The sequence below is a fragment of the Rothia koreensis genome (assembly GCF_004136575.1).
In the GTDB taxonomy this organism is placed as follows: Bacteria; Actinomycetota; Actinomycetes; order Actinomycetales; family Micrococcaceae; genus Rothia; species Rothia koreensis.
The window spans coordinates 18,816-39,410 of sequence record NZ_NOIQ01000014.1; the positions used below are offsets into that span (position 1 = coordinate 18,816).

General features: G+C 65.0%; 23 protein-coding genes. 14 read left to right on the forward strand and 9 right to left on the reverse strand.

The features are described from left to right. Positions 1 to 74: 74 nt before the first annotated feature. Entirely contained in the window at positions 75 to 950 is an 876-nt protein-coding gene (locus EWU68_RS09540) for a PRD domain-containing protein (RefSeq protein ID WP_129315901.1), read from the reverse strand. A gap of 96 nt (positions 951 to 1,046) precedes the next feature. After that, positions 1,047 to 1,835 (reverse strand): hypothetical protein, encoded by a 789-nt coding sequence (locus EWU68_RS09545; RefSeq protein WP_129315902.1) that lies wholly within the window; start codon positions 1,833 to 1,835, stop codon positions 1,047 to 1,049. 265 nt (positions 1,836 to 2,100) lie between these two features. Here EWU68_RS09545 and EWU68_RS13435 point away from each other — a divergent pair, with 265 nt between their 5' ends. Further along, entirely contained in the window at positions 2,101 to 2,223 is a 123-nt protein-coding gene (locus EWU68_RS13435) for a hypothetical protein (RefSeq protein WP_274542745.1), read from the forward strand. 283 nt (positions 2,224 to 2,506) lie between these two features. Here EWU68_RS13435 and hutC read toward each other — a convergent pair whose 3' ends face one another. After that, positions 2,507 to 3,256 carry a histidine utilization repressor gene (hutC, locus tag EWU68_RS09550; protein WP_238692412.1) on the reverse strand — a complete coding sequence of 250 codons (750 nt, stop codon included), beginning with the start codon at positions 3,254 to 3,256 and terminating at the stop codon, positions 2,507 to 2,509. A 166-nt stretch (positions 3,257 to 3,422) separates the two neighbouring features. Between hutC and hutU the strand changes: the two genes are divergently transcribed. Genes hutU through hutH form a run of 4 tightly spaced genes read left to right on the forward strand, consistent with a single transcriptional unit; the run spans position 3,423 to position 8,869 of the window. Beyond that, positions 3,423 to 5,105 carry a urocanate hydratase gene (hutU, locus tag EWU68_RS09555; RefSeq protein ID WP_129315904.1) on the forward strand — a complete coding sequence of 561 codons (1,683 nt, stop codon included), beginning with the start codon at positions 3,423 to 3,425 and terminating at the stop codon, positions 5,103 to 5,105. After that, the gene (gene hutI / locus EWU68_RS09560; RefSeq protein ID WP_129315905.1) at positions 5,102 to 6,295 is read left to right on the forward strand and encodes an imidazolonepropionase; all 1,194 of its coding nucleotides are present in this window, start codon (positions 5,102 to 5,104) and stop codon (positions 6,293 to 6,295) included. The genes hutU and hutI overlap by 4 nt, the downstream gene beginning before the upstream one ends. Beyond that, entirely contained in the window at positions 6,288 to 7,298 is a 1,011-nt protein-coding gene (hutG, locus tag EWU68_RS09565; protein ID WP_129315906.1) for a formimidoylglutamase, read from the forward strand. The genes hutI and hutG overlap by 8 nt, the downstream gene beginning before the upstream one ends. After that, on the forward strand, positions 7,295 to 8,869 hold the full coding sequence (hutH, locus tag EWU68_RS09570) for a histidine ammonia-lyase (RefSeq protein WP_129315907.1): 1,575 nt from the start codon (positions 7,295 to 7,297) through the stop codon (positions 8,867 to 8,869). Before hutG ends, hutH begins: the two co-directional genes overlap by 4 nt. A gap of 61 nt (positions 8,870 to 8,930) precedes the next feature. Here the strand turns inward: hutH and EWU68_RS09575 are convergent, their stop codons facing one another. The 3 genes from EWU68_RS09575 to EWU68_RS09585 are packed head-to-tail and all read right to left on the reverse strand — an operon-like array spanning position 8,931 to position 10,430. Then, complete coding sequence (locus EWU68_RS09575) at positions 8,931 to 9,308, reverse strand: hypothetical protein (RefSeq protein WP_129315908.1); 378 nt, start codon at positions 9,306 to 9,308, stop codon at positions 8,931 to 8,933. Beyond that, entirely contained in the window at positions 9,301 to 9,852 is a 552-nt protein-coding gene (locus tag EWU68_RS09580) for an Asp23/Gls24 family envelope stress response protein (protein ID WP_129315909.1), read from the reverse strand. Before EWU68_RS09580 ends, EWU68_RS09575 begins: the two co-directional genes overlap by 8 nt. After that, complete coding sequence (locus EWU68_RS09585; protein ID WP_162421452.1) at positions 9,849 to 10,430, reverse strand: RNA polymerase sigma factor; 582 nt, start codon at positions 10,428 to 10,430, stop codon at positions 9,849 to 9,851. Before EWU68_RS09585 ends, EWU68_RS09580 begins: the two co-directional genes overlap by 4 nt. Before the next feature lie 185 nt (positions 10,431 to 10,615). Between EWU68_RS09585 and EWU68_RS09590 the strand changes: the two genes are divergently transcribed. From EWU68_RS09590 to EWU68_RS09615, 6 genes are all read left to right on the forward strand, one after another. After that, the gene (locus tag EWU68_RS09590; RefSeq protein ID WP_129315911.1) at positions 10,616 to 11,077 is read left to right on the forward strand and encodes an Asp23/Gls24 family envelope stress response protein; all 462 of its coding nucleotides are present in this window, start codon (positions 10,616 to 10,618) and stop codon (positions 11,075 to 11,077) included. Between the two features lie 64 nt (positions 11,078 to 11,141). Then, entirely contained in the window at positions 11,142 to 11,324 is a 183-nt protein-coding gene (locus tag EWU68_RS09595) for a hypothetical protein (protein ID WP_129315912.1), read from the forward strand. A gap of 2 nt (positions 11,325 to 11,326) precedes the next feature. Next, entirely contained in the window at positions 11,327 to 11,755 is a 429-nt protein-coding gene (locus EWU68_RS09600; protein ID WP_238692413.1) for an Asp23/Gls24 family envelope stress response protein, read from the forward strand. Then, entirely contained in the window at positions 11,752 to 12,315 is a 564-nt protein-coding gene (locus EWU68_RS09605) for a DUF6286 domain-containing protein (RefSeq protein WP_129315913.1), read from the forward strand. Before EWU68_RS09600 ends, EWU68_RS09605 begins: the two co-directional genes overlap by 4 nt. After that, a complete protein-coding gene (gene amaP / locus EWU68_RS09610; protein ID WP_129315914.1) occupies positions 12,312 to 12,917 on the forward strand; it encodes an alkaline shock response membrane anchor protein AmaP in 606 nt (201 codons plus the stop codon). Before EWU68_RS09605 ends, amaP begins: the two co-directional genes overlap by 4 nt. A gap of 389 nt (positions 12,918 to 13,306) precedes the next feature. Continuing rightward, the gene (locus EWU68_RS09615) at positions 13,307 to 13,579 is read left to right on the forward strand and encodes a GlsB/YeaQ/YmgE family stress response membrane protein (protein ID WP_129315915.1); all 273 of its coding nucleotides are present in this window, start codon (positions 13,307 to 13,309) and stop codon (positions 13,577 to 13,579) included. Positions 13,580 to 13,713: 134 nt separating this feature from the next. On the opposite strand, the gene EWU68_RS09620 is transcribed toward EWU68_RS09615, so the two are convergent. Continuing rightward, positions 13,714 to 14,778 (reverse strand): hypothetical protein, encoded by a 1,065-nt coding sequence (locus tag EWU68_RS09620; RefSeq protein ID WP_129315916.1) that lies wholly within the window; start codon positions 14,776 to 14,778, stop codon positions 13,714 to 13,716. 429 nt (positions 14,779 to 15,207) lie between these two features. On the opposite strand from EWU68_RS09620, the gene EWU68_RS09625 reads away from it, so the two are divergent. Further along, positions 15,208 to 15,723 (forward strand): mycothiol transferase, encoded by a 516-nt coding sequence (locus EWU68_RS09625; RefSeq protein WP_129315917.1) that lies wholly within the window; start codon positions 15,208 to 15,210, stop codon positions 15,721 to 15,723. Here the strand turns inward: EWU68_RS09625 and EWU68_RS09630 are convergent. Further along, positions 15,709 to 17,262 carry a sensor histidine kinase gene (locus tag EWU68_RS09630; RefSeq protein WP_129315918.1) on the reverse strand — a complete coding sequence of 518 codons (1,554 nt, stop codon included), beginning with the start codon at positions 17,260 to 17,262 and terminating at the stop codon, positions 15,709 to 15,711. The two genes, EWU68_RS09625 and EWU68_RS09630, sit on opposite strands and share 15 nt — an antisense overlap. Next, positions 17,262 to 18,020, reverse strand: a complete 759-nt coding sequence (locus EWU68_RS09635; protein ID WP_129315919.1) for a response regulator transcription factor — start codon at positions 18,018 to 18,020, stop codon at positions 17,262 to 17,264. The genes EWU68_RS09630 and EWU68_RS09635 overlap by 1 nt, the downstream gene beginning before the upstream one ends. Before the next feature lie 212 nt (positions 18,021 to 18,232). Between EWU68_RS09635 and EWU68_RS09640 the strand changes: the two genes are divergently transcribed. Beyond that, the gene (locus EWU68_RS09640; protein WP_129315920.1) at positions 18,233 to 18,838 is read left to right on the forward strand and encodes a hypothetical protein; all 606 of its coding nucleotides are present in this window, start codon (positions 18,233 to 18,235) and stop codon (positions 18,836 to 18,838) included. A 351-nt stretch (positions 18,839 to 19,189) separates the two neighbouring features. Further along, positions 19,190 to 20,593 carry a bifunctional glycosyltransferase family 2/GtrA family protein gene (locus tag EWU68_RS09645; RefSeq protein ID WP_129315921.1) on the forward strand — a complete coding sequence of 468 codons (1,404 nt, stop codon included), beginning with the start codon at positions 19,190 to 19,192 and terminating at the stop codon, positions 20,591 to 20,593. Positions 20,594 to 20,595 lie beyond the last annotated feature (2 nt).

The following is a 20,595-nucleotide window of genomic DNA, read 5'->3' on the forward strand; positions in this document are numbered from 1 at the left end:
TGAAGGCGCAGGATCGCCCTCATATTCTAAGGTTGCCAATGGGTCTTCCGAGAATCTGTCGCCGACGCCACGGCTCAGGAAGCATGGTGCGCCGACGAGCTTTCGCCCCACAGGTCCGTGGCGAGTCGAGCGATATGCATCGTCAAATAGGTGTGCTCGTCCTCCGTCAGCTCCTGGTCCATATGCATTTGCAGGAGCAGGGACACCTTGTGGGCGCAGTCGTAGGCTCGGGGGTATCCACGGCGGACGGCGTCCTGAACGGCAGGAAACGCAGCGTCCTGGGCCCTGGTGGCCTTCCCCTGCTCGGCGCGGACGAAGAGGTAGCGCAGGTGGGTCACGAATCGGGCCACGGAAAGGTGCGACTGATTCACCTGGTACCCGTAGGCGGAGGAAATGATCTCGAAGATCTGGGCGAAGACTTCCGTCATTTTGAAGGTCTTCACGAGGTCAGCGGTCGCGAACTGGGAATTGACCAGGTGCAGGGCCAGCGGCGTCGCCTCGTCCTCGGGGAGATCCGAATCGAAGCGCTCGTTGATCACGCGAATGGCTTTTTTCCCGAAGGCGACTTCTTTCGGATACAGCTGACCGACTTCGACGCTCAACGGGTATTCGATGCGGAGCCCGTCCCTCGCGCGAACCAGGGCGTAATTGATGTGGTCGGCGAGCGGGAGGATGAAGGAATGGGAAATGTCCGACTGCAGGTGTTCCCTCGCCATGGTCTCGAGTTCCGTCGCCACGGACAGGACATCGGCAGGGATATCGGACAAGAGGGCCGTGAGATGATCTTCCCCCTGATTTTCGGGGACAAATCTTTGTTCGACCCTGTCCGGGTCCACGGGGTCTCCCCGTTTTTTGCCGAAAGCCAGGCCTCGGCCGATCATGACCACATTGTCGCCGGAATCTTCACATGCGAGGACCACATTGTTGTTGTAAATGCGGTGGATTCGCATCCTTGAGTCTTCCTTCCTCCCGGCGCGGTGGAAGTTGTGTGCCCCGCCGCTTCCCGGTTCATCTTACGGCGGGGCAGAGGATTGTCAGTGCGTTCTTCAGAACTCCATGAGCGGGAATCCGATGAGAATCACCAGGACCGCGATCAATAGCGCGAAACCGATGACGAGCAGGCCGGTCAACAAAACCTTGCTGGTTGTGCTTCCGGGGTACTTGGGGCGGCGGGGCTCCTGTGGGCGCTTGTTCTGAGGTGTGCCCGCGGATTTCTTGCCCTGACCCGACCCGGGTGCGGCTGTCTGGTTCCCGCCGTTCCGAGGCGTCGCGGCCTGGTTCTTGCCGGTTGCACCGGTGTTCGCCGTGCCGGCATCTCCCGTACTCGACGTCGAGCTGGCGGCCGCTGCGGCGGCGGCCGACGTGCCAGGGCCCTTGGCGTTGTTGGGACGCTCCTGCGGAGCCTGTTTGCCCTGTTCCTGAGAGGGTTCGGCGGCTCCACCGTTCGCCTTCGACGACGCCGCGGGCCGCTCCGTCCGGTTGTTTCCCGCCGTGGTGCCGGCCTTGTTGCGCGTCTGGGCCGGGCCCGGCGACTTGGGGGATCCGGTCTGCTTCGATGCCTTGCGGTTCGACCGTTTGCGACCGGACGCCTGGGACTTGCCGGATCCGCGAGGGGACTGGGACTTGCCGGATCCGCCGGACTTGCCGGGCCCGTCGGATCGTGAGGGCTTTTTCGGTCCGCCGGACGTCTGGGACGTTGCGGACTTGTCGGCGGGTGCAGTCCCCGCGCTCTCGGGCCCGGGGGATGCGGGGCGGGACGATGTGTCTCTGCCCGGTCGAGACGCGGAGTCGGACGTCGCGGACTTCTTGGGTTTCGGCTCGCGAGAATCGGCCATGGCTCTCCTTCCAGAATTGTGCTCCACCCTACACAGTCGAAAGGCTTCGAATACACCTGGGGCGGGCCATGGCGTGCCTTGTCAGGGCCGGTTTGGCTATTCTGACGACGCTACTCCGACCGGCTCCACGAGTTCGGCGGGGTGGTCCTCGGCGCGGTGAGCTGAGGACATTGCAGCCTTCGTCCGTTGTCGCTGTTTCTTGCTGCGAACGGTATCCTGGTCCGAGCCTTGGCCGTGGAATCGTCCCAGACGAAAGGATCACGGCATGGCAGCACAGCATCCTGGGACTGATACTTCGCGGGGGCTCACTATTGAGGAGAAGCGGCAGCTCCTCGAGGATTCGCAAGCACGTCTTGCCGGAGTGAACAAGCTCCTCGAGGACCGGTGAGCCACTACCCTCTTTCCGTGGATGACGTGCTTGAAGTCCACGCGATGATTCTTCCCTCCGCCCCTGTTCGCGACGAAGGTGCATTGATCAGCGCGCATATGAAACCGCTCCACTAGGGGTTACCTCAGAATTCTCCCTCCAGGCGCACACGTCGTCGTCATGATGCTCTCCTGCATTGCGGTCAAACAGTCTTCCGGAGAAACGGTGGTTACCGGATTGTCTGAGCTGCAGGGCCCGAAACGATGCGGACGCCGCGGCGTCAGCCGATGGCAGGAGGCTGGCCTCAGGACTGCCCGAATTCCCCTTCCAGTCGGCCTCGGGACCCCGGTTGCACGAGTCGGGCCAGGCTGACCAGGCCGTCCTTGGACCAGGTGCGACGTCGAACCAGAAGGCAGGGTTCGGACGCGTCGATCTCCAAGAGGCGGCATTCCTCGTTGGTTCCCAGAACCGCCTCGACGATGTGCTTGCCCCTGACCAACGGGGCCACGCGCGTGAGGTAGTCATTCGGAGTGGTGGTCGTGAAGTCTTGGTCGAGGTAGTCCGGCGCCTCCGAGGGGGCGACGAAACGATCCTCTATTTGCAGGGGAGCGTCGTTGTCGTAGTGGACGACGAGCGAGTGGAACACCGTACCCGTGATCCCCTCCGCGGACAGCCAAGGGGCGTCCTCCTCAACGGTCTCTTCCCGCGCGAACAACACGTCGGTGCGGTGGGAATGGCCTCGCTCGTGGATTTCGTCCGCAATATTACGGATCTCGACCAGGGACGACGGCATCTTGAAATCGGCAATGAAGGTGCCGACGCCGCGGACGCGTTTGAGCACGCCCTCCGTGGTGAGTTCCCGGTAGGCGCGGTTGATGGTCATGCGCGAGAGGTCGAGGGCTTCGACGAGTTCGTTCTCGGAAGGAACCTGTTCGCCGGCCGACCACGTTCCGGACTCGACGCCGGTGACGATGGCTTCCATGATTCGGCGGTAGGCCGGCCCGCTGTGCGTTCCTTGGGCGAGGTACGACCTCGTGAGCTCTTGGGTATCCACAGGTTCCTCGTCTGCTTGACATCGGGTTGTATATACAGGATTATACGACGTATAGAACTTTTGTGATCCACATTGCATCGAGGTGACGCCGGAAGCGTCCCATCGAGCTGGTGTCCGTGGGCCACGTGCCCAGGATGCCCCGTATCAGCCGTAAGGAGAAAACGACATGCACGAGGTTTCTTCGCCCGAGCACCAGGCCCGCCCGGTTTCTGCGCCTCGCGGAACCGAACTCAACACCCTGGGGTGGCAGCAGGAAGGCGCTCTGCGCATGCTCATGAACAACCTTGATCCCGAGGTTGCCGAGCATCCGGATGCCCTCGTGGTCTACGGCGGCACCGGGCAGGCTGCCCGCACCTGGGAGGCCTACGACGGCATCGTCCGCACGCTGAAGACCCTGAAGTCGGATGAAACCCTTCTGGTCCAGTCGGGCAAGCCGGTCGGCGTCTTCCGGACCAACGAGTGGGCCCCTCGCGTGCTGATCGCCAACTCCAACCTCGTGGGCGACTGGGCCAACTGGGAGGACTTCCGCAAGCTCGAGGCCGAAGGCCTCATGATGTACGGCCAGATGACCGCGGGCTCCTGGATCTACATCGGAACCCAGGGAATTCTTCAGGGAACCTTCGAGACCTTCGGCGCCGTCGCCCGCAAACGATTCGACGGGACACTTGCCGGAACCATCACGCTGACCGCTGGGCTCGGCGGAATGGGCGGGGCCCAGCCTCTGGCCGTGACGATGAACGAGGGCGTTGCGATCTGCGTGGACTGCGACGTCACGCGCATCGACCGCCGCATCGAACACCGGTACCTGGACGTCAAGGCAGACAATCTGGACCACGCCCTGGAGCTGGCCATCGAGGCCCGTGACGCCAAGAAGCCGTTGTCCATCGGCCTGGAAGGCAATGCGGCGGAGATCTTCCCCGAGCTCCTCAAGCGCGACGCCCCGATCGACATCGTGACCGACCAGACCTCCGCACACGATCCGCTGGCCTACCTCCCCACGGAGATCCCGTTCGCCGAGATGAAGCAGGAGGCGCAGCGCGACCCCCAGCTGTTCACCAAGAAGTCCCGCGAGTCGATGGCCGCACAGGTGCAGGCCATGGTCGAGTTCCAGGACCGCGGCGCCGAGGTCTTCGACTACGGCAACTCGATCCGGGACGAGGCCCGCAAGGCCGGCTACGATCGTGCCTTCGAGTTCCCGGGCTTCGTGCCCGCTTACATTCGCCCGCTGTTCGAAGAAGGCCTGGGCCCGTTCCGCTGGGCGGCGCTGTCCGGGGACCCCAAGGACATCGAGGCCACCGACCGGGCGCTCTTGGAGCTCTTCCCGGAGAACGACCACCTGCGTCGCTGGATCACGATGGCCGAAGAAAAGGTCGCCTACGAGGGCCTTCCCGCACGGATTTGCTGGCTCGGTTACGGCGAGCGTCACCGCGCAGGCCTCAAATTCAACGAAATGGTGGCCAACGGTGAGCTCTCGGCCCCCGTCGCCATCGGCCGCGACCACCTTGACTCCGGATCCGTGGCCTCGCCGTATCGTGAGACCGAGGCCATGAAGGACGGTTCGGACGCCGTCGCGGACTGGCCCCTGCTCAACGCGCTGGTCAACACCTCCTCCGGGGCATCGTGGGTCTCGATCCACCACGGTGGTGGTGTCGGCATGGGGCGTTCCATCCACGCCGGCCAGGTGTGCATCGCGGACGGCAGCGAGTTGGCAGCGCAGAAGCTCGAACGGGTTCTGACCAATGACCCCGGGATGGGCGTGATCCGCCACGTGGACGCGGGATACGAACACGCGGCAAACGTTGCCGAGGAGCGCGGCGTCCGCATCCCGATGACGGAAGGCAATGCATGACATCGACTCTGCTGACAGGCATATCCGAACTCGTGACCAACGACCCCGGGCTCGGGCGGGGAAAGCTCGGGATCGTGGACGAGGCGGCCGTGGTCATCGAGGACGACGCCGTCGTCTGGGTCGGGCCAGCGGCCGAGGCCCCGTCCACGGATGCCAAGCACGACTTCCACGGCAGGGCCGTCCTGCCCGGTTTCGTGGAATCGCACTCCCACATGGTGTTCTCCGGGGACCGGTCGGAAGAGTTCGCGGCGCGGATGGCCGGCGAGAAGTACACCGCCGGCGGCATCCGCGGCACGGTCAAACACACCCGTCAGGCCTCCGAAGAGGAACTCCGGGCCAACATGCGTCGCCTGCTCGACGAATCGCTGCGTTCGGGAACCACCACGGTCGAGTGCAAGTCCGGGTACGGTCAATCGGTCGAGGCCGAGTTGCGCAGCCTCGAGGTCGCACGGTCGCTGACGGACGAGGTCACCCTGCTCGCGGCCCACGTGGTGCCCCCGGAATACGAAGGAGATACCGAGGAATACGTGCGGGTTGCCTGCGAGGAGATCATTCCCCGGTGCGCACCGCTCGCCCGGTGGATCGATGTCTTCTGCGAACAGGGTGCCTTCGACGAGGACCAGTCGCGCCGCGTCCTCCAGACAGGCATCGATCACGGGCTCACCCCCCGCGTCCACGGGAATCAACTGCATCAGGGGCCGGGCGTCCGGCTCGCGGTGGAGCTCGGCGCGGCCTCCGTGGACCACGTGGTCCACATCGATTCCGAGGACATCGAGGCCCTCGCCGGAAGCGAGACCGTGGCCACGCTCCTGCCCGGAGCCGATTTCTCGACCCGCAATGCCTATCCGGATGCACGCGGACTGATCGACGCCGGGGTCACCGTGGCTCTCGGCGCGGACTGCAACCCCGGAACCAGCTACACCACCAACATGCCGTTCTGCATCGCCATTGCCGTGCGGGACCTCCACATGACCGCCGACGAGGCAGTCTGGGCCGCAACGGCCGGCGGTGCCCGCGCGCTCCGACGGGACGATGTCGGAGTCGTGCGCCCGGGCGCGCGGGCCGACCTCATGGCCCTCGACGCGCCGAACCATCTTCACCTGGCGTATCGCCCGGGGGTTCCCCTGATCTCGTCGGTGTGGCAGGCAGGTCGGCTCAAGTACTCGGCATCGGAGGTCAAGCATGACTGACAGCACGGCACCCGAACTGCGCGTCGACGAGCCCGCGCCCGCCTGGACCGGGAGAACCGACGGTCAGGGCACCGAACACCTCCGGTGGCACCAGGTGGTGCGCCCCTACGAGGGAGCCCGCACGGAGGATCGGGGTGGCGTCGTCTTCCTCGGCTTCTCGAGCGACGAGGGCGTCGAACGCAACAAGGGACGTCGGGGCGCATCGGAAGGCCCGAAGGCGTTGCGCGGAGCCCTCGGCGGGCTCGCCGTAGCCGGCAAGGACTCCGAGATCCGGGCCTGGGATGCAGGCACGGTCGCCGTCACGGACGACCGGATGGAGGAAGGCCAGGAGCGCTTGGGCGCGGCCGTGACCACGCTGCTGGACGAGGGTCGGCTACCCATCGTCCTGGGCGGCGGCCATGAGATCGCGTTCGGAACCTACCAAGGCGTCTCGAACTCCGTCGTTCGGAAGGGCAAGAAACTCGGTGTTCTGAACCTGGACGCCCACTTCGATCTCCGCTTCGACCCGGTCCCTTCGTCGGGCACCCCGTTCCGCCAGATGCTCGAAGCCGAGGAAGCGGCCGGCACGTCGATGCAGTACGCCGTCCTGGGGATCAGCCAGCCGAGCAACACGCAGATCCTCTTCGACACCGCCGAGAAGTACGGTGTCCAGTACATGCTCGATGAAGACTGCTCCGTCACGAATTCACCGGAAGTCCGCCGTTTCGTCGAATCCTTCCTGGACGGCGTGGACCTGGTGTACCTGACCATCGACCTCGACGGCCTCCCGGCATCGACCGCCCCAGGGGTCAGCGCCCCCGCGGCCTACGGTGTTCCGCTCGAGATCGTCCAACTGGCCTGCGACATCGTTGCGGCGAGCGGCAAGCTCGCCGTGTGCGACGTCGCCGAGCTGAACCCGAAGTACGACGTCGACGGCCGGACCGCACGCAGCGCCGCGCGCCTGGTCCACCGAATCGCCACCACCGCGCAGAACACGAGTGCGCACAAGCAGGAGGAGCAATGAGCGAAAACCAGCACAGCCACGGGGAGCAGGGCCGGCACGAAGTCGTCGTCGGCGTCGGCCCCGTCAGCATCCAGGACATCGTCGACGTCGCGCGTCACGATGCCCCGGTGCGCATCTCCGACGACGCTCTCGAGGCCATCGCCGAATCGAGCGCGCGGATTCGTGAACTGGCCGGTTTCGAACGTCCCGTGTACGGGGTCTCCACCGGATTCGGTGCGCTCGCGACCCGCCACATCCCGCAGAACATGCGGCGCCAGCTCCAGCGGAGCCTGATCCGCTCGCACGCCGCAGGGTCTGGTCCCGAAGTCGAGCGCGAAGTCATCCGGGCCTTGATGCTGCTCCGCCTGTCCACTCTGGCCACGGGACGCACCGGGGTTCGCCCCGAGGTCGCGCAGGCCTACGCCGGAATGCTCTCGGCAGGAATCACCCCCGTGGTGCACGAATACGGATCACTGGGTTGCTCAGGCGACCTGGCGCCCCTGGCCCACTGCGCGCTCGCCGTGATCGGCGAAGGGCCCGTCAGGACCAGGGACGGAGAGCTCACGACCTCGGCCGAAGCCCTCTCCGAGGCCGGTCTGGAGCCCGTGGAACTTGCGGAGAAGGAAGGCCTCGCCCTCATCAACGGCACCGACGGCATGCTGGGGCAGCTGGTCCTGGCCATCTCCGATTTGGACCGCCTGATGAGGTTGGCCGACCTGGCCGCGGCAATGTCGGTCGAGGGGCAGCTCGGCACGGACCGGGTGTTCCGAGCAGACCTCCAGGCGCTTCGCCCGCACCCCGGTCAGGCAGCCTCCGCGGCGAACATGGCCGCGATCCTCGCCGATTCCGGAATCGTGTTCAGCCACAAGGGCGATGACTGCACCTACGTCCAGGATGCCTACTCCCTTCGGTGCTCGCCCCAGGTGGCCGGCGCGGCCCGGGACACGATCGAGCACGCTCGCATGGTCGCCGGCCGCGAACTCGCCTCGGCGGTGGACAACCCCGTGGTCACCCTGGACGGTCGCGTCGAGTCCAACGGCAATTTCCACGGCGCACCCGTCGCCTACGTGCTGGACTTCCTGGCGATCGCCGTTGCCGACGCCGCCTCCATCTCGGAACGCCGCACCGACCGTTTCCTCGACGCCGCAAGGAACCGGGGCCTGCCTCCGTTCCTGGCGGACGACGCCGGTGTCGACTCCGGCCACATGATTGCCCAGTACACTCAGGCGGCCGTGGTTTCCGAGCTGAAGCGTCTCGCGAATCCGGCCTCGGTCGATTCGATACCGTCTTCGGCCATGCAGGAGGACCACGTCTCGATGGGCTGGTCCGCCGCGCGCAAGTTGCGCAAGGCCATCGACGGTCTGACCCGGGTCCTCGCGATCGAGATCCTGACGGCCGCGCGTGGCATCGACCTGCGGGAACCCGAGGCATCGCCGGCAACGGCCCGCGTCATCGCAGCCATCCGGGCGTCCGGGGTCCAGGGACCGGGCACGGACCGGTTCCTCGCGCCGGAAATCGAGAGCGTCGTCCAGCTCGTCTCCTCCGGGGCCCTTCTGGACGTCGTCGAATCGGTCACGGGCAGGCTCCAGTAACCCGTCACGGCGCGTCCGGCGCTCGCTCCACCGAGTGTCGGACGCGTCGCCCCGGAGGCGCCTACTCGGTCTCGCGAACGATGATCTGGTGGGAACCGGGTGCGATACCGCGCTCAATGAGCGTGTGATTGACCCTGGAGGCCACCTCCTGGGAAACCATCAAGGGGTTGCCCGGTGCCTCGCGACTCACCCACACGGCAACCGTGAGCGAAGCCTTCCCGTCCACCTGGTCCAGGCGCAGTCCCTGTGTGTCGGGAGCCTGGTCTTCCGCCGACGTCGACTTCTTCCACAGTGTCCGCAGAAAATCGCCGACGCTGGGCTCCCGCCTCGCGACGCCGGGCACCGCGTCGACCGTCCGGGCCACCTCTGCGAGAAGGTCGGTCGATCCGGCCTCCTCTGTCGGGGAAACCGGAGAACCCGTCGAGTGATGACTAGTCATAGTGCACATCCTCTACCGTGAAGTCGACTTCGGCCACGTGAGCGCCGAGTTTGCGGGCCACTGCGTCGATGACGGCGTCGCGAACGTTCCGGTCGAGATTCTCGACCACCGCGTCCGGGGCCATCACCACACCGATCGAGAGGCCCAGAATCTGGTGGCCGTGATCGGGGGTCGCAATGGTCCTGACCCTGCACCGGCGCGCCGTGAAGCCCGGGAACGTGTCCACCGTTTCACGTGCTGTGCGGGCGATCAGCATCTCGCTGAAGGAGACGGTCGCCGCAGGTTCGCGATGCACCGGTATGTCCGCTCCGCGGCGAAGATTGCTACGGGCAAAGTCGACGATGCGGCGTCGAACATGCGGCTCGATCTCCAGGGAACTGTCCGCCTCCTTCGCCTCGCGGGCCAAGCGATCGAGTTGTTTCAATCGCTCGCGGACCTCGCCGCAGTAGGGGCAGTCGCGTTGGTGGGCATCGGGCTCGGAGTCGACGGTCTCGCACACCGACTCGACCGTGCGCCCGCACTCGAGTGACTCGTCGTCCGTCATTGCCACTCCTTCATCTCGTTGGCCAACGTCTTGCGTGCTCGCGCCAGACGGCCCCGCACCGTGGCTTCAGGGATCGCCAGCGTCTGCGATATCTCGCCGTAGGAAAGTTCCGTCTGTTCCCGGAGAATCCAGCAGGCGCGTTGCTCGGCAGGGAGCTTCTGCAACATCGCCGACAGGGCGTCCATGCTCGAACTGTTCTCCGCGGCGCGCTGCGGATCCGAGGACGCCCGGGTATCCGTCCACACGGGATTTCCCTCGGGTGCCTCGTCGATCGGAACCGTGGAATCGCGCCGCGGTGACCTGAGGATGTCCCTGCACTTGTTCACGGCCTGCCGGTACAGCCACGTCGGGAAGGCCTGTGGGGTCTCCAGGAGGTCGAGCTTGACCCACGCGTTCATGAGGGACTCCTGGGCGACGTCCTCCGCATCGGCCCGATTCCCGAGCATGCGGAACGCCAATCGCAACAGCGGCGCCTGGTAGGTGTCCACGAGTCGTTCAAAGGAATCAACGTCGCCGTCCTGTGCGCGGAGAACGAGCGTGGTGATGCGCTCGGAAGAGCCATTCCTGTCCGAACTCATAGTCCCCCTCGACGTCGATCCATTTTTTTGCCGCAATCGGCCGTATCCCTCACGGACCATACTTCCAGAATGGCCGGGGAAACTGCACCCCGAAAAAACTTCGAAAAACTTCGTGACGAATCCGCACGCGGCCCGTCAGTATAAGTACAAGCCCGTTTCGACCAGAACTTAGGGAGTTAGAAATCATGGCTACCGAAAACAACGTCAAGACCGCACAGCAGGGCAATGAGGCCGAGCGGAACAGCCCGTTGCAGACGTCCAAGGGCAACACGACCATCAACGACACCGTGGTGCAGAAGCTCGCCGGAGTCTCCGCCCGCGAGGTCCCCGGTGTCTACTCGATGGGCAACGCTGCCCGCCGCGCCTTCGATTCGATCTCCGAGCGCATCCCCGGATCGCAGACCAACGTCTCCGGCGGCGTCTCCGTCGAGAAGGGCGAGAAGCAGGCGGCCATCGACCTGAGCATCGTCATCGAGTACGGCACCTCCGTGGTCGACGTCGCCGACGGCATCCGTCGCAACGTGATCCGCACGGTCGAGCAGGCCACCGGATTGCAGGTCATCGAGGTCAACATCGATGTCACCGACGTCCACCTCCCGAACGAGGAGGACGACGACAAGGACTCCACCGACCGCGAACTCCAGTAATGAGAACGGGCCCCGGAGCCGAGGCTTCGGGGCCTGCCCTCGCACCATGGAAAGGGATATCAGCATGAAACCGAGCCAATTGGGACTCATCGTCGGTCTGGCGTTGGGCGCGATCGCCTTCTTCGGCGGATTCTTCGCATTCCTCGTCTCCGCCGTCTTCGCCGTGATCGGTGCGGCCGTCGGGCTCTTCCTGGAGGGTCGGCTGGATCTTCGCTCCATGACGGGCCGCGGCTCTGACAGGAGGTAGAGATGATGGCCAGCGCACATCGGCCGGCTCCGTCCCATCGCGAGGACACAGGGTCGGCTGACGGTTCCTCATCGGCGGAGAGCCGCGGGGGTCTCGTCATCGCGGACCGTGTGGTCGAGAAGATCGCCGCGCAATGCGCCTCGGAGATCCCCGGTATCGGGGGTCGAGAGGGAGGTTTCCTCGGTGTGGGAAGCCACGCGGATCTGGATTCCCGGCCGCGTGTCAGGGTCGAACTGACCGGTTCGATCGCCGTACTGAGCGTGGATCTGGGCATCGAGTACCCGCTTCCCATCGAGGAAACAACCGAAAGAGTCCGAGAGACTCTCGTGCGCAGAGTGTCCGACCTGGCCGGCGTCGACGTCCGGCAGGTGGATATCAGGGTCACGTACCTCGTGCCTCAACGGGGCCGGAAGGAAAGGGTATTGCTGTGAAATCACTTCGACGGCGCCCCTCTCGCGCCATACCATCCGTCGTGGTGCTGGTCCTTGTGCTGATTGTGGGCGTTGGCCTGCTGTGGGCCGGGATCCAGAAGCTGTCCACGGGACAGTGGTGGCCGCAGCTGAGCAGTGCCGCGGATTCCGCATCCTCCGCCTCCTGGAACTCTCCCTGGGGGTGGGGCGCGGCCGCTGTTGCCGTGGTTCTCGGACTCGTCCTGCTCCTGTGCGCAGTATTGCCCGGCGGGTTCAACGCGGCACGCCTGAACAGGCAGCAGGTGGACGCTGACTACAGCGGCGCTCCGATCGAGGCCGTGATCGGCAACCGAGGTCTGGCCACGCTGGCCTCATCCGCGGCGGCCCAGATCGACGGCGTGTCGGGAGTCAAATCATCGGCCACGGCCAAGACCGTGATCGTTCGCGTGACGACGCCGTTGCACGAGAGTTCCGAACTCGTGGGCGAGGTCAAGGCCGCGGTCGAGGAGCGACTCGCATCGGCGGATCTCACACGATTCCCGAAGGTGCGGGTCAGCGCACAGAGCAAGGACGTGTCATGAAGAAAACCGCTGGATCATTCAACAGAACATGGCTCGCGATCATCGGCGTGGTCCTTCTCGCGGCCGGCGTGCTGTGGGGAATCGTGGCCGCGGGACTGCTGGCCTCCTCCGGCGCCTCGAGCGGGCACTGGGGCCCATCCGGCAAGCCCTTCCAGGGAGCATCGTCCGCGCTCGACGGAACCTGGCTCGCGCCCGTGCTCATCGTGGCGGGTGCAGTCCTCGTGATCCTTGCGCTCTGGTGGCTCGTCCGCCAGATCCCGAGGAGCGAGAAGGCCTCGACGTTCCGCTTCCACAAGGATCCCAAGCGCGGATTCACGCAGGTGGAGCCCAAAGTCATCACCGATGCGGTGGCGGCGCACCTCGAAGACCTGACGTACGTCACGGACGCGAAGGCAGGCCTCAAGGGCCAGCGAACCAATGCCGATCTCGTCCTGGACGTCACGGTCAACGAGCGTGCCGACCTCGCCGATGTCACACGGGAAATCCGAGAACAGGTGCTTCCCTCGGTGAAGTCCGCGCTGGGCAGCCCCCTGGGCAGCGTCGGGATCGTCTACGCCGTCTCCCGACAGTCGCGGTCCAAGCGACAGGTCAAGCTGCAGTAGGGGTCGAGTCGTGGAGTTTCCTGGACCGGGCGTGGCGCTCGCGGCACGCCCGGCCGGGGAGTATTGGGGGACTCCACGACTCCGGAGCCCGGTATCGGGCAGATGACAAGGCCTGCGGGTTCCAACCCGCAGGCCTTTCCTGTGTCCTTGATGTTCCGGTTTTCTGCCCCTTTTCGGGCGGATTTCCGGGCGTATCAGGCGCACCGACGGGTTGCGTACTCCATCGAACTCGGCACCACATTTTGTCTCAATATTCATGTGATTTCCGGAGTATATATTCGGCCGGAGCAATGCGTGAATTTTGGACTATTGTTGTTCGGGGCTGACCAGGTATCCTTGAAAGAGAGCCAACACCAGAAACATATAATTGCTCGCGAAAGGTATATATCATGGGACTCGGTTTTATTGGCTGGATCGTTATTGGAATTATCGTCGGCGCTCTCGCCAAGCTCATCATGCCGGGGCGCCAGGGTGGCGGGATCATCGTCACGATGATCCTCGGCATCGTCGGCGGCCTGCTGGGCGGCTGGTTGGGCGGCGCCATCTTCGGCGTCCACGGCAATGGGTTCTTCTCATTGACCACATGGATTCTCGCCCTCGTCGGCTCGTTGATCGTGCTCTTCATCTGGGGCCTGATCTTCGGTCGGAAGAACAAGGCATAGCCCGAAGCTTTCTCTGAACCGGAAGAGGGGCGGACTGTTCACAGTCCGCCCCTCTTTGTGTGTTCAAAACCTGGGCCGCGGCCCGAGCGGTGTCGCTGGGAGGCCGTCGACCCGCTCTCTTGAGGCACCGGGACTCAGTCGTCTTCGTCCTTGTCCTTGCTCAGAACCCGCTGGCGTTCGCGGCGTCCGTGGGTCATTTGTTGCAGGTCGGCCTCGGAGTCGAATCCGGATCCCAGCCCACCCGCAATGACGCCCATGGACGCGCTGAGCCACGCGATGTTGAAGTAATTCCCCGGTTGGGTGGGGATCCCCAGCGTTTCCTGCATGAATCCGGGGCTGATCACCACGAGGCCGCCGAGCAGAATGAGAATGAACAAGGCGATGTAGAGGATCGAAATCGCAATCACCAGCGTCACCACCGTGGAGATGTTGTAGAGGGCGACGACCCGGGCGAGACGGTCGTGGATCGGCCTGTCCCACAGCTGGTTGCGGAGGATGAGCCAGGTGGTCATGACCAAGATCGCGACCAGCGTGATGATCGCCATCCTCAGACTGGACAGCGACTCCGCCATCTGCCAGATCGAGTTGTAGAAGATGCCGAACGCCCCGGCCGCGGAGGCCGCCGTCAGCGCGCTGGAGAGCTTGGGCGCGGTCTTCCAGGGTCGATTGGAGCGCACCATGCCCAAGATCGTGCGGGGAACGCCGGTCCACGTGTTGGAGTAGAGCCGCGTGAACGAGTCATCGCCCTCGCTGCTCCATTCGTTCCAGTTCTGGACGTGTTCGCCGTCGGACGTGGAATTCTGGATCAAGGACTCCACACCGCGGCCAATGGTGCTCACGAGGCGGCGTCGGGGGTAGAGCATTCCCATGGGCGGGCAGGAAACCACCAGGATGCCGCGGTCGAAATCGATCTGCGCGACCACGGGGTGCCTGCCGTGGTGCAGGGGCATCTCGGTGAGAAGGATCCGGACGGCGTAGTCGATGTCGCGCGCGTCGTCGGGGAGGTCGAGGTCGCTGGTGATCTGGTTCTCCGGGGTGATCGGGATCAGATGCTTGATGTGTTTGATGTCGACCTCGTGGCCGACCACCGTGTTCAGCTCGGTTTGGATGTCCGGCAGGAAGTGTTTGATCCTTGCGGTCGGGACCCCCGGATCTGAGACCACGAGGATGCTCGGTTTCGAATCGGATGGTGTACTCAAGAATTCAGCTCCTCTATTCCCTGGTCAGGGCAGGCTTGTTGGTCGCCAGGATAATTCGGGTCCTGCGAAAAGCGAAGGGTGCGGCACGCGGTGATGTCCGGGCGCTCCATGGCAGCAGCATCGCACGGGGTTCCCGGCACTGCATCACGGAATGAGGGGGATTTGCCGTTTCCGCCGTTGGGTGGCGGTCAAGTGAGGGGCCGGTACGAAAGCAACAGCTTCAGTACCGGCCCGGTACCCGGGCAGGTGAAGCGTACAAGATCTCTGCCCGGGGTAACCCCCGAGCGGCTCTTGAGCCAACACGCCGCTCGAGCACTATTTATTCTAATGAATCCGCTCTGACCTGGGCAAATGCACTTCTCGGAGCCTTGTTGGGGCACCCGCGGCGAGGGGTTACGGTCCCGTGCGGCGGAGCGTAGGGTCGAGACCATGGATGCGATCGAACTCTTGAAGGATCTGGCCAACCGTCCGTCCGAAGTCGCCGCCCGGCTCAAGGACAGAGTCAGGGATGAGATGCTCAATGTCCATCCCGGCGAGCACGACAATTCGGTCGCATGGTTGCTCTGGCACACCGCGCGCGAGATCGACGAGCAGGTCAGCGCCCTGTCCGGGCAGGAGACCGTCTGGGTCTCGCAGAACTTCGACGAACGATTCGGGCTGGATCTGGAACCGCACGAATTGGGCTTCGGCCAGTCGGCGGAGAGGGCACGTTCCATCGTCGTCGACGATGCCGGCCTCCTCTTTGAGCACCTCGACGCCGTGGTCGCGGCCGAGCAGGACTACATCGATACGTTGGGCCCCGCTGACCTCGACGACATCATCGACGAGCAGTGGGATCCTCCGGTCAGCCGGGGCGCCCGCCTGGTCAGCGTCACCGAGGACGCCCTGCAGCATCTGGGGCAGGCCACCTACGTCACCGGGATGGACGCCTCAGTCTTCCGGTGACGGTCCCATCCCGCTCGTGGTCGTGTCGTTCTCGTCAGAGTCCTCGGCCTCGAGCAGCAGCGGCAGCCTCACCTCGAATTCGGTGTTCCCCGGCCGAGAGGTGAAGGAGACGGTGCCGGCGTGGGCCTCGACGATCGCCTTGACGATCGGCAACCCCAAGCCCGAGGTGCCGACCTCGCCGGATCGCGCCTGGTCGGCACGCGCGAACCGCGCAAAGATCTTGTCCTGGAATTCCGGATCGATCCCGGGGCCGTCGTCGGCGACCCTCAGGATCGCGTCGCGGTGGTTTGCCGAGGCGTACAGCCCCGTGGAGACCCGAGTTCCCGGGTCCGTGTGCTTGCGGGCGTTCGAGAGCAGATTCAACAGGACCTGCTGGATCTGCCTCCGGTCCGCCCGGATCGTGACGGGCTCCTCCGGCAGGGCCAGCTCCCATTCGTGGTCCGGCGCGGCGACCTGGAGGTCCGAAACGTTCTCGACCACGAGTTCGGTCAGGTCCACCGCCTCCTTCTCCGGCGGGCGGCCTTCGTCCAGCCGGGCCAGAAGCAACAGATCCTCCACGAGTCCTGACATGCGTTGGGACTGGGAGTCGATGCGGGCCAGGGACTTCTCCCCATTCGGGGTGAAGTCCTCGGTCCACTTCAGAAGGTCCGAGTAACCGCGGATCGCGGCGAGCGGCGTGCGAAGCTCGTGCGAGGCGTTGGCGATGAACTCCCGCATCCGGTCCTCGGACTTCTGCCGAGCCGTGAGCGCGGCGCCCACGTTGTCGAGCATCCGGTTCAGGGCATGTCCGACGGCGCCCACCTCCGTGTCCTGGTGGGCGTCCCTGCGGGCCACGCGGCTGGCACCAGGAAGCTGCCCCGACTCCAAGTCGAGCCTCGACACACTGGTCGCAACCGCCGACACGCGCTCGAGGGGTTTCATGGTGCGTCTGACCGCGACCGACCCCAACAAACCCACCAGGAGCAGAGCAGCAACCGAAACTCCCACCATGATCGCGACCAGAATATTCAGGGTTCGCTGAACATTCTTGAGGGGCAGTCCGGTCACGACCACCTGGCCCGTGTGGTCGACGTCGGAGACCACCAGGTACTTGCCCTTCGACAGATCGACCTTGGTGGCCGGACTCCCGGGCTCGAGATTCTTCAGGGCCTCGCGATCCGAGTCGGTCAGATTCACCACGGATCCGCCCGTGTCCAGGATGCCGCCCGCGAGGAACCGGCCGTCGTCGATCCTTGCGTTGAGCGTTCCCGCCGCCTGTCCGGGCGCGTTCAGGGGATTGGGTGCCCCTTGAGGGACGTCGCCGGCGTCGCCCGGTCGGACGCCCGAGAAATTCGTGGCCCGATCCGAGGCTTCCGTCAGCTGGGAACCGAGTTGATTGGTCAGCGTCGCGTTCATGGCCCCGTAGCTCACGACACCGATCACGATGCTGGCCAGCCCGAGGAGCAGCATCAGGATCAGGATGAGTCGGGTTCTCAGGCGCCACGCGCGGCCCCTCCGAGGAGTCGTCGAATCGCTGTCCCTGCCGGTGGCCTGCCGCATCACACCGCCGGCTTGATGACGTATCCGGCGCCCCGGACCGTGTGGATCATCGGGTCGCGGCCGACGTCGATCTTCTTGCGGAGATACGAGATGTACAACTCGACGATGTTGGCCTGGCCGCCGAAATCGTACTTCCACACGTTGTCCAGGATCTGTGCCTTCGAGACGACCCGCCGAGGGTTCTCCATGAGGTACCGCAACAGGTCGAACTGGGTCGCCGTCAATTGGATCTCTTCCCCACCGCGCGTGACCTCCCGGGTGTCCTGATTGAGCACGAGGTCTCCGACCACGAGCTCGGCGTCGTCGGCCGCCGCCACCCCGGAGCGCTGGACCAGGCGGTGCAGGCGGATCATGACCTCTTCCATCGAGAAGGGCTTGGTCACGTAGTCGTCCGCGCCGGCCGCGAGGCCCTCGATCCGATCGTCCACGGCATCCTTGGCCGTGAGGAAAAGGCACGGCACCTCGGGTTGGGTGCGTCGAATGCGGGACAGTACCTCGAGCCCATCGAAGCCCGGCATCATGATGTCCAGCACCAGCACATCGGGCAGGAACCGGCGGGCCGTATCGAGCGCGGAGGGGCCGTCGCCCGCCTGCCGGACGTCCCAGCCGATCATGCGGAGACCGACGCCGACGAGTTCGGCGAGCATGGCTTCGTCGTCGACCACGAGGGCACGAATCGGACTGCCGTCCGGGTGCTCCAGCAAGGGAAGGTTCTTGGCGACCTGCGCGGCCGAGGAGGACGAAGGGGATTGGCTCATGGCTCCAAGAATAATCCCGCAGACGGCATGCCGGGAGGCCGAAAGCGCGAATTCCCGGAGCTCACAGACACGCCTTCGACCGGACACAGGCCATTCACAAGATGCAGGGAAAGAGTCGGGGACCAACGGGTCGAGGACCTACCGGATGACCCGCTGGATCGGCCGCCAGGACGACCAGGCGGAAGGCCATCCGGTCGACAGAAAGGCTGTACATGACCTCGAAGAGAATGAACACATCATGGAACGTCCATCCGGATCGGACGACGCACCCGGCCACACCCGCCGCTGGCCGGCCCGCGTGGGGAGCCCCCGCCTCGGAATGGAATGAGTACCGTGGGGCGGCAATCCCGAAGGGTCCCGCGAGCACGGCCAAGACGGCGGTGGCCACGGCTGCGCTCGCGCTCGCCGTCACCGGGGGTGCAACGGCAACAGCATACGGGCTCTCCACGGCGGGGGAGACCTCGTCCGATTCCCAACAGGCCGGAGAAACTCAGGGGGCGAGCGATGCCCAAGGTTCCGGCGGTTCCGGCAACGCCGCAGGCTCTGGGCAAGACGGCGGCGACGGCGGTCAGGCCGATGCGGGTGGACAGGGCTCGACCGGCGCAGGCGGTTCGACGAACGGTCAGGGCGCCCCCGGACAGGGCAACGGAGAGAGCGGCGCTGCTGACGGCGACACCGACGGGGATGGTGCCAACGGCGGTTCCGGCGCCGGCAATGATCCGGGAGGCGGGTCGAAGCAGGCACCGGGTGCCGGCGATCCACCAGGTGGCGGAGCGGACGGGCAGAAGCCCGCGGGCTCGGGCGGCACCGGGGCGTGAATACTCCGTGGTGTATTGCATGCAGTTTCATTCGTCGGAGACGATGCGCCGGTGAAGATCTTGCGATAGGGTTGGTGACCGGAGATAATTCTTGTACCGCTGGGTAACCGGTCGGTACGCTCATCGCCCCGAGCCCTCTCCCTAGGGCCTTATGAAGTTTTAAACTTTTAAGGTACGCTCGGGGTCGAAGAGGCCCGTGTTTGTGGTTGTGGTTCCCCCAAACACGGGCCTCTTCTCTGTCCACAGTCCGTTTGGCCAGGCGCCCCCCCCCGGAGCCCCTCGGAATCAGTCACAGGAGCGGCACAGCAGAGCCCCATCGACGACATAAGTCCGACGTGAACCGTTGGATGCATGATCACATCAACCAGCAGCGCAACGACAGGCCGCAGCCGCACTCTCGATCCCACGGAGCCCACGGCAACCACGGAGCCCTTGGACCGCCTCGGAGGAAAAACTCCCCCGGAATCCGACCGGGCAGTAACTTCGCCCGCGGCGTCGTCCAGAATCACAGACATCGGTCGGCGGGCAATTGACACGGACGCCTCCGAAACCGTCCTGGACATCACCATCCCGGTATACAACGAGGAGAAGGACATCGAGACCTGCATCCGCAGGCTCGGCAACTACTTGGAAGGACATTTTCCCTATTCCTTCTCCGTCACGGTCGCGGACAATGCCTCGACCGACCAGACCCTGGTGATCGCGGAGCGGCTCGCCCGGGAACTGCCCCACGTGCGGGTCGTGCACCTGGACGAAAAAGGGCGAGGCAACGCCCTCCGGCGGGTGTGGAGCGAGCCCAACGCCGCCGTCCTCGTGTACATGGACGTGGACCTCTCGACCGACCTCGCCGCCCTTCAGCCGCTGGTGGCACCACTGCTCACCGGTCACTCCGATCTCGCGATCGGGAGCCGGCTCGCTCGTAACGCCCGGGTGGTGCGGGGCGCCAAGAGGGAATTCATTTCTCGTAGTTACAATCTCCTGCTCCGCACGTTCATGGGCGCCCACTTTTCCGATGCACAATGCGGGTTCAAGGCCATTCGGGCCGACGTCGCCCGTCAGCTCATCCCCCACACCGGCGACGGCGCGTGGTTCTTCGACACCGAGATGCTCGTGCTTGCCGAGAGAATCGGCCTGCGCGTTGCCGAGGTTCCCGTGGACTGGACGGATGACCCCGACAGCTCGGTCGACGTCGTCAGAACCGCCACCGACGACCTCAAAGGCATGGTTCGACTCTCCGCGGCCATGGCCAACGGCAGGATCCCGATCTCGGCGCTGCGTGAGGAATTGGGCCGCGGCGCGATCGCCGGCCAGACGAACAATCTCTTCGGCCAGGTCGTGAGGTTCTGCGTCGTCGGAGTCGGATCGACCCTCGCCTACATCGTGGTCTTCCTGCTTCTCCGTTCGGCGTTGGGCGCGCAATGGGCCAATTTTGCCGCGCTGCTGATCACGGCCGTGGCCAATACCGGGGTCAACAGGTTCTTCACCTTCGGTGTGACCGGCCGGAACAAGGCCATGACCCATCACGTCCAGGGCCTGCTCGTCTTCGGGCTGGGATGGGCACTGACTTCGGGGGCCCTGTGGGGCGTCCACCAATTGCGGGGCGATCACGCCGTCGTCGAGACGGGCGCGCTGGTCATGGCCAACCTGATGGCCACTTTGCTGAAGTTCCTCATGTTCCGGTGGTGGGTCTTCCGCCCCGATGCGGAATCCAAGCGCACGAACGAAGCCGACGACGCCGCGCGGACCGCCGCGTAACC

Bases quoted from the DNA above. Each gene is read 5' to 3' on its own strand.
- hutH (WP_129315907.1), top strand. From the start codon at position 7,295: ATGAGCGAAAACCAGCACAGCCACGGGGAGCAGGGCCGGCACGAAGTC.
- EWU68_RS09600 (WP_238692413.1), top strand. From the start codon at position 11,327: ATGATGGCCAGCGCACATCGGCCGGCTCCGTCCCATCGCGAGGACACA.
- EWU68_RS09625 (WP_129315917.1), top strand. From the start codon at position 15,208: ATGGATGCGATCGAACTCTTGAAGGATCTGGCCAACCGTCCGTCCGAA.
- EWU68_RS09545 (WP_129315902.1), bottom strand. From the start codon at position 1,835: ATGGCCGATTCTCGCGAGCCGAAACCCAAGAAGTCCGCGACGTCCGAC.
- EWU68_RS09630 (WP_129315918.1), bottom strand. From the start codon at position 17,262: ATGCGGCAGGCCACCGGCAGGGACAGCGATTCGACGACTCCTCGGAGG.
- EWU68_RS09615 (WP_129315915.1), top strand. From the start codon at position 13,307: ATGGGACTCGGTTTTATTGGCTGGATCGTTATTGGAATTATCGTCGGC.
- EWU68_RS09595 (WP_129315912.1), top strand. From the start codon at position 11,142: ATGAAACCGAGCCAATTGGGACTCATCGTCGGTCTGGCGTTGGGCGCG.
- EWU68_RS09585 (WP_162421452.1), bottom strand. From the start codon at position 10,430: ATGAGTTCGGACAGGAATGGCTCTTCCGAGCGCATCACCACGCTCGTT.
- EWU68_RS09645 (WP_129315921.1), top strand. From the start codon at position 19,190: ATGATCACATCAACCAGCAGCGCAACGACAGGCCGCAGCCGCACTCTC.
- hutI (WP_129315905.1), top strand. From the start codon at position 5,102: ATGACATCGACTCTGCTGACAGGCATATCCGAACTCGTGACCAACGAC.
- EWU68_RS09590 (WP_129315911.1), top strand. From the start codon at position 10,616: ATGGCTACCGAAAACAACGTCAAGACCGCACAGCAGGGCAATGAGGCC.
- amaP (WP_129315914.1), top strand. From the start codon at position 12,312: ATGAAGAAAACCGCTGGATCATTCAACAGAACATGGCTCGCGATCATC.
- hutG (WP_129315906.1), top strand. From the start codon at position 6,288: ATGACTGACAGCACGGCACCCGAACTGCGCGTCGACGAGCCCGCGCCC.
- EWU68_RS09575 (WP_129315908.1), bottom strand. From the start codon at position 9,308: ATGACTAGTCATCACTCGACGGGTTCTCCGGTTTCCCCGACAGAGGAG.
- EWU68_RS09640 (WP_129315920.1), top strand. From the start codon at position 18,233: ATGACCTCGAAGAGAATGAACACATCATGGAACGTCCATCCGGATCGG.
- EWU68_RS09635 (WP_129315919.1), bottom strand. From the start codon at position 18,020: ATGAGCCAATCCCCTTCGTCCTCCTCGGCCGCGCAGGTCGCCAAGAAC.
- EWU68_RS13435 (WP_274542745.1), top strand. From the start codon at position 2,101: ATGGCAGCACAGCATCCTGGGACTGATACTTCGCGGGGGCTCACTATT.
- EWU68_RS09580 (WP_129315909.1), bottom strand. From the start codon at position 9,852: ATGACGGACGACGAGTCACTCGAGTGCGGGCGCACGGTCGAGTCGGTG.
- hutU (WP_129315904.1), top strand. From the start codon at position 3,423: ATGCACGAGGTTTCTTCGCCCGAGCACCAGGCCCGCCCGGTTTCTGCG.
- EWU68_RS09540 (WP_129315901.1), bottom strand. From the start codon at position 950: ATGCGAATCCACCGCATTTACAACAACAATGTGGTCCTCGCATGTGAA.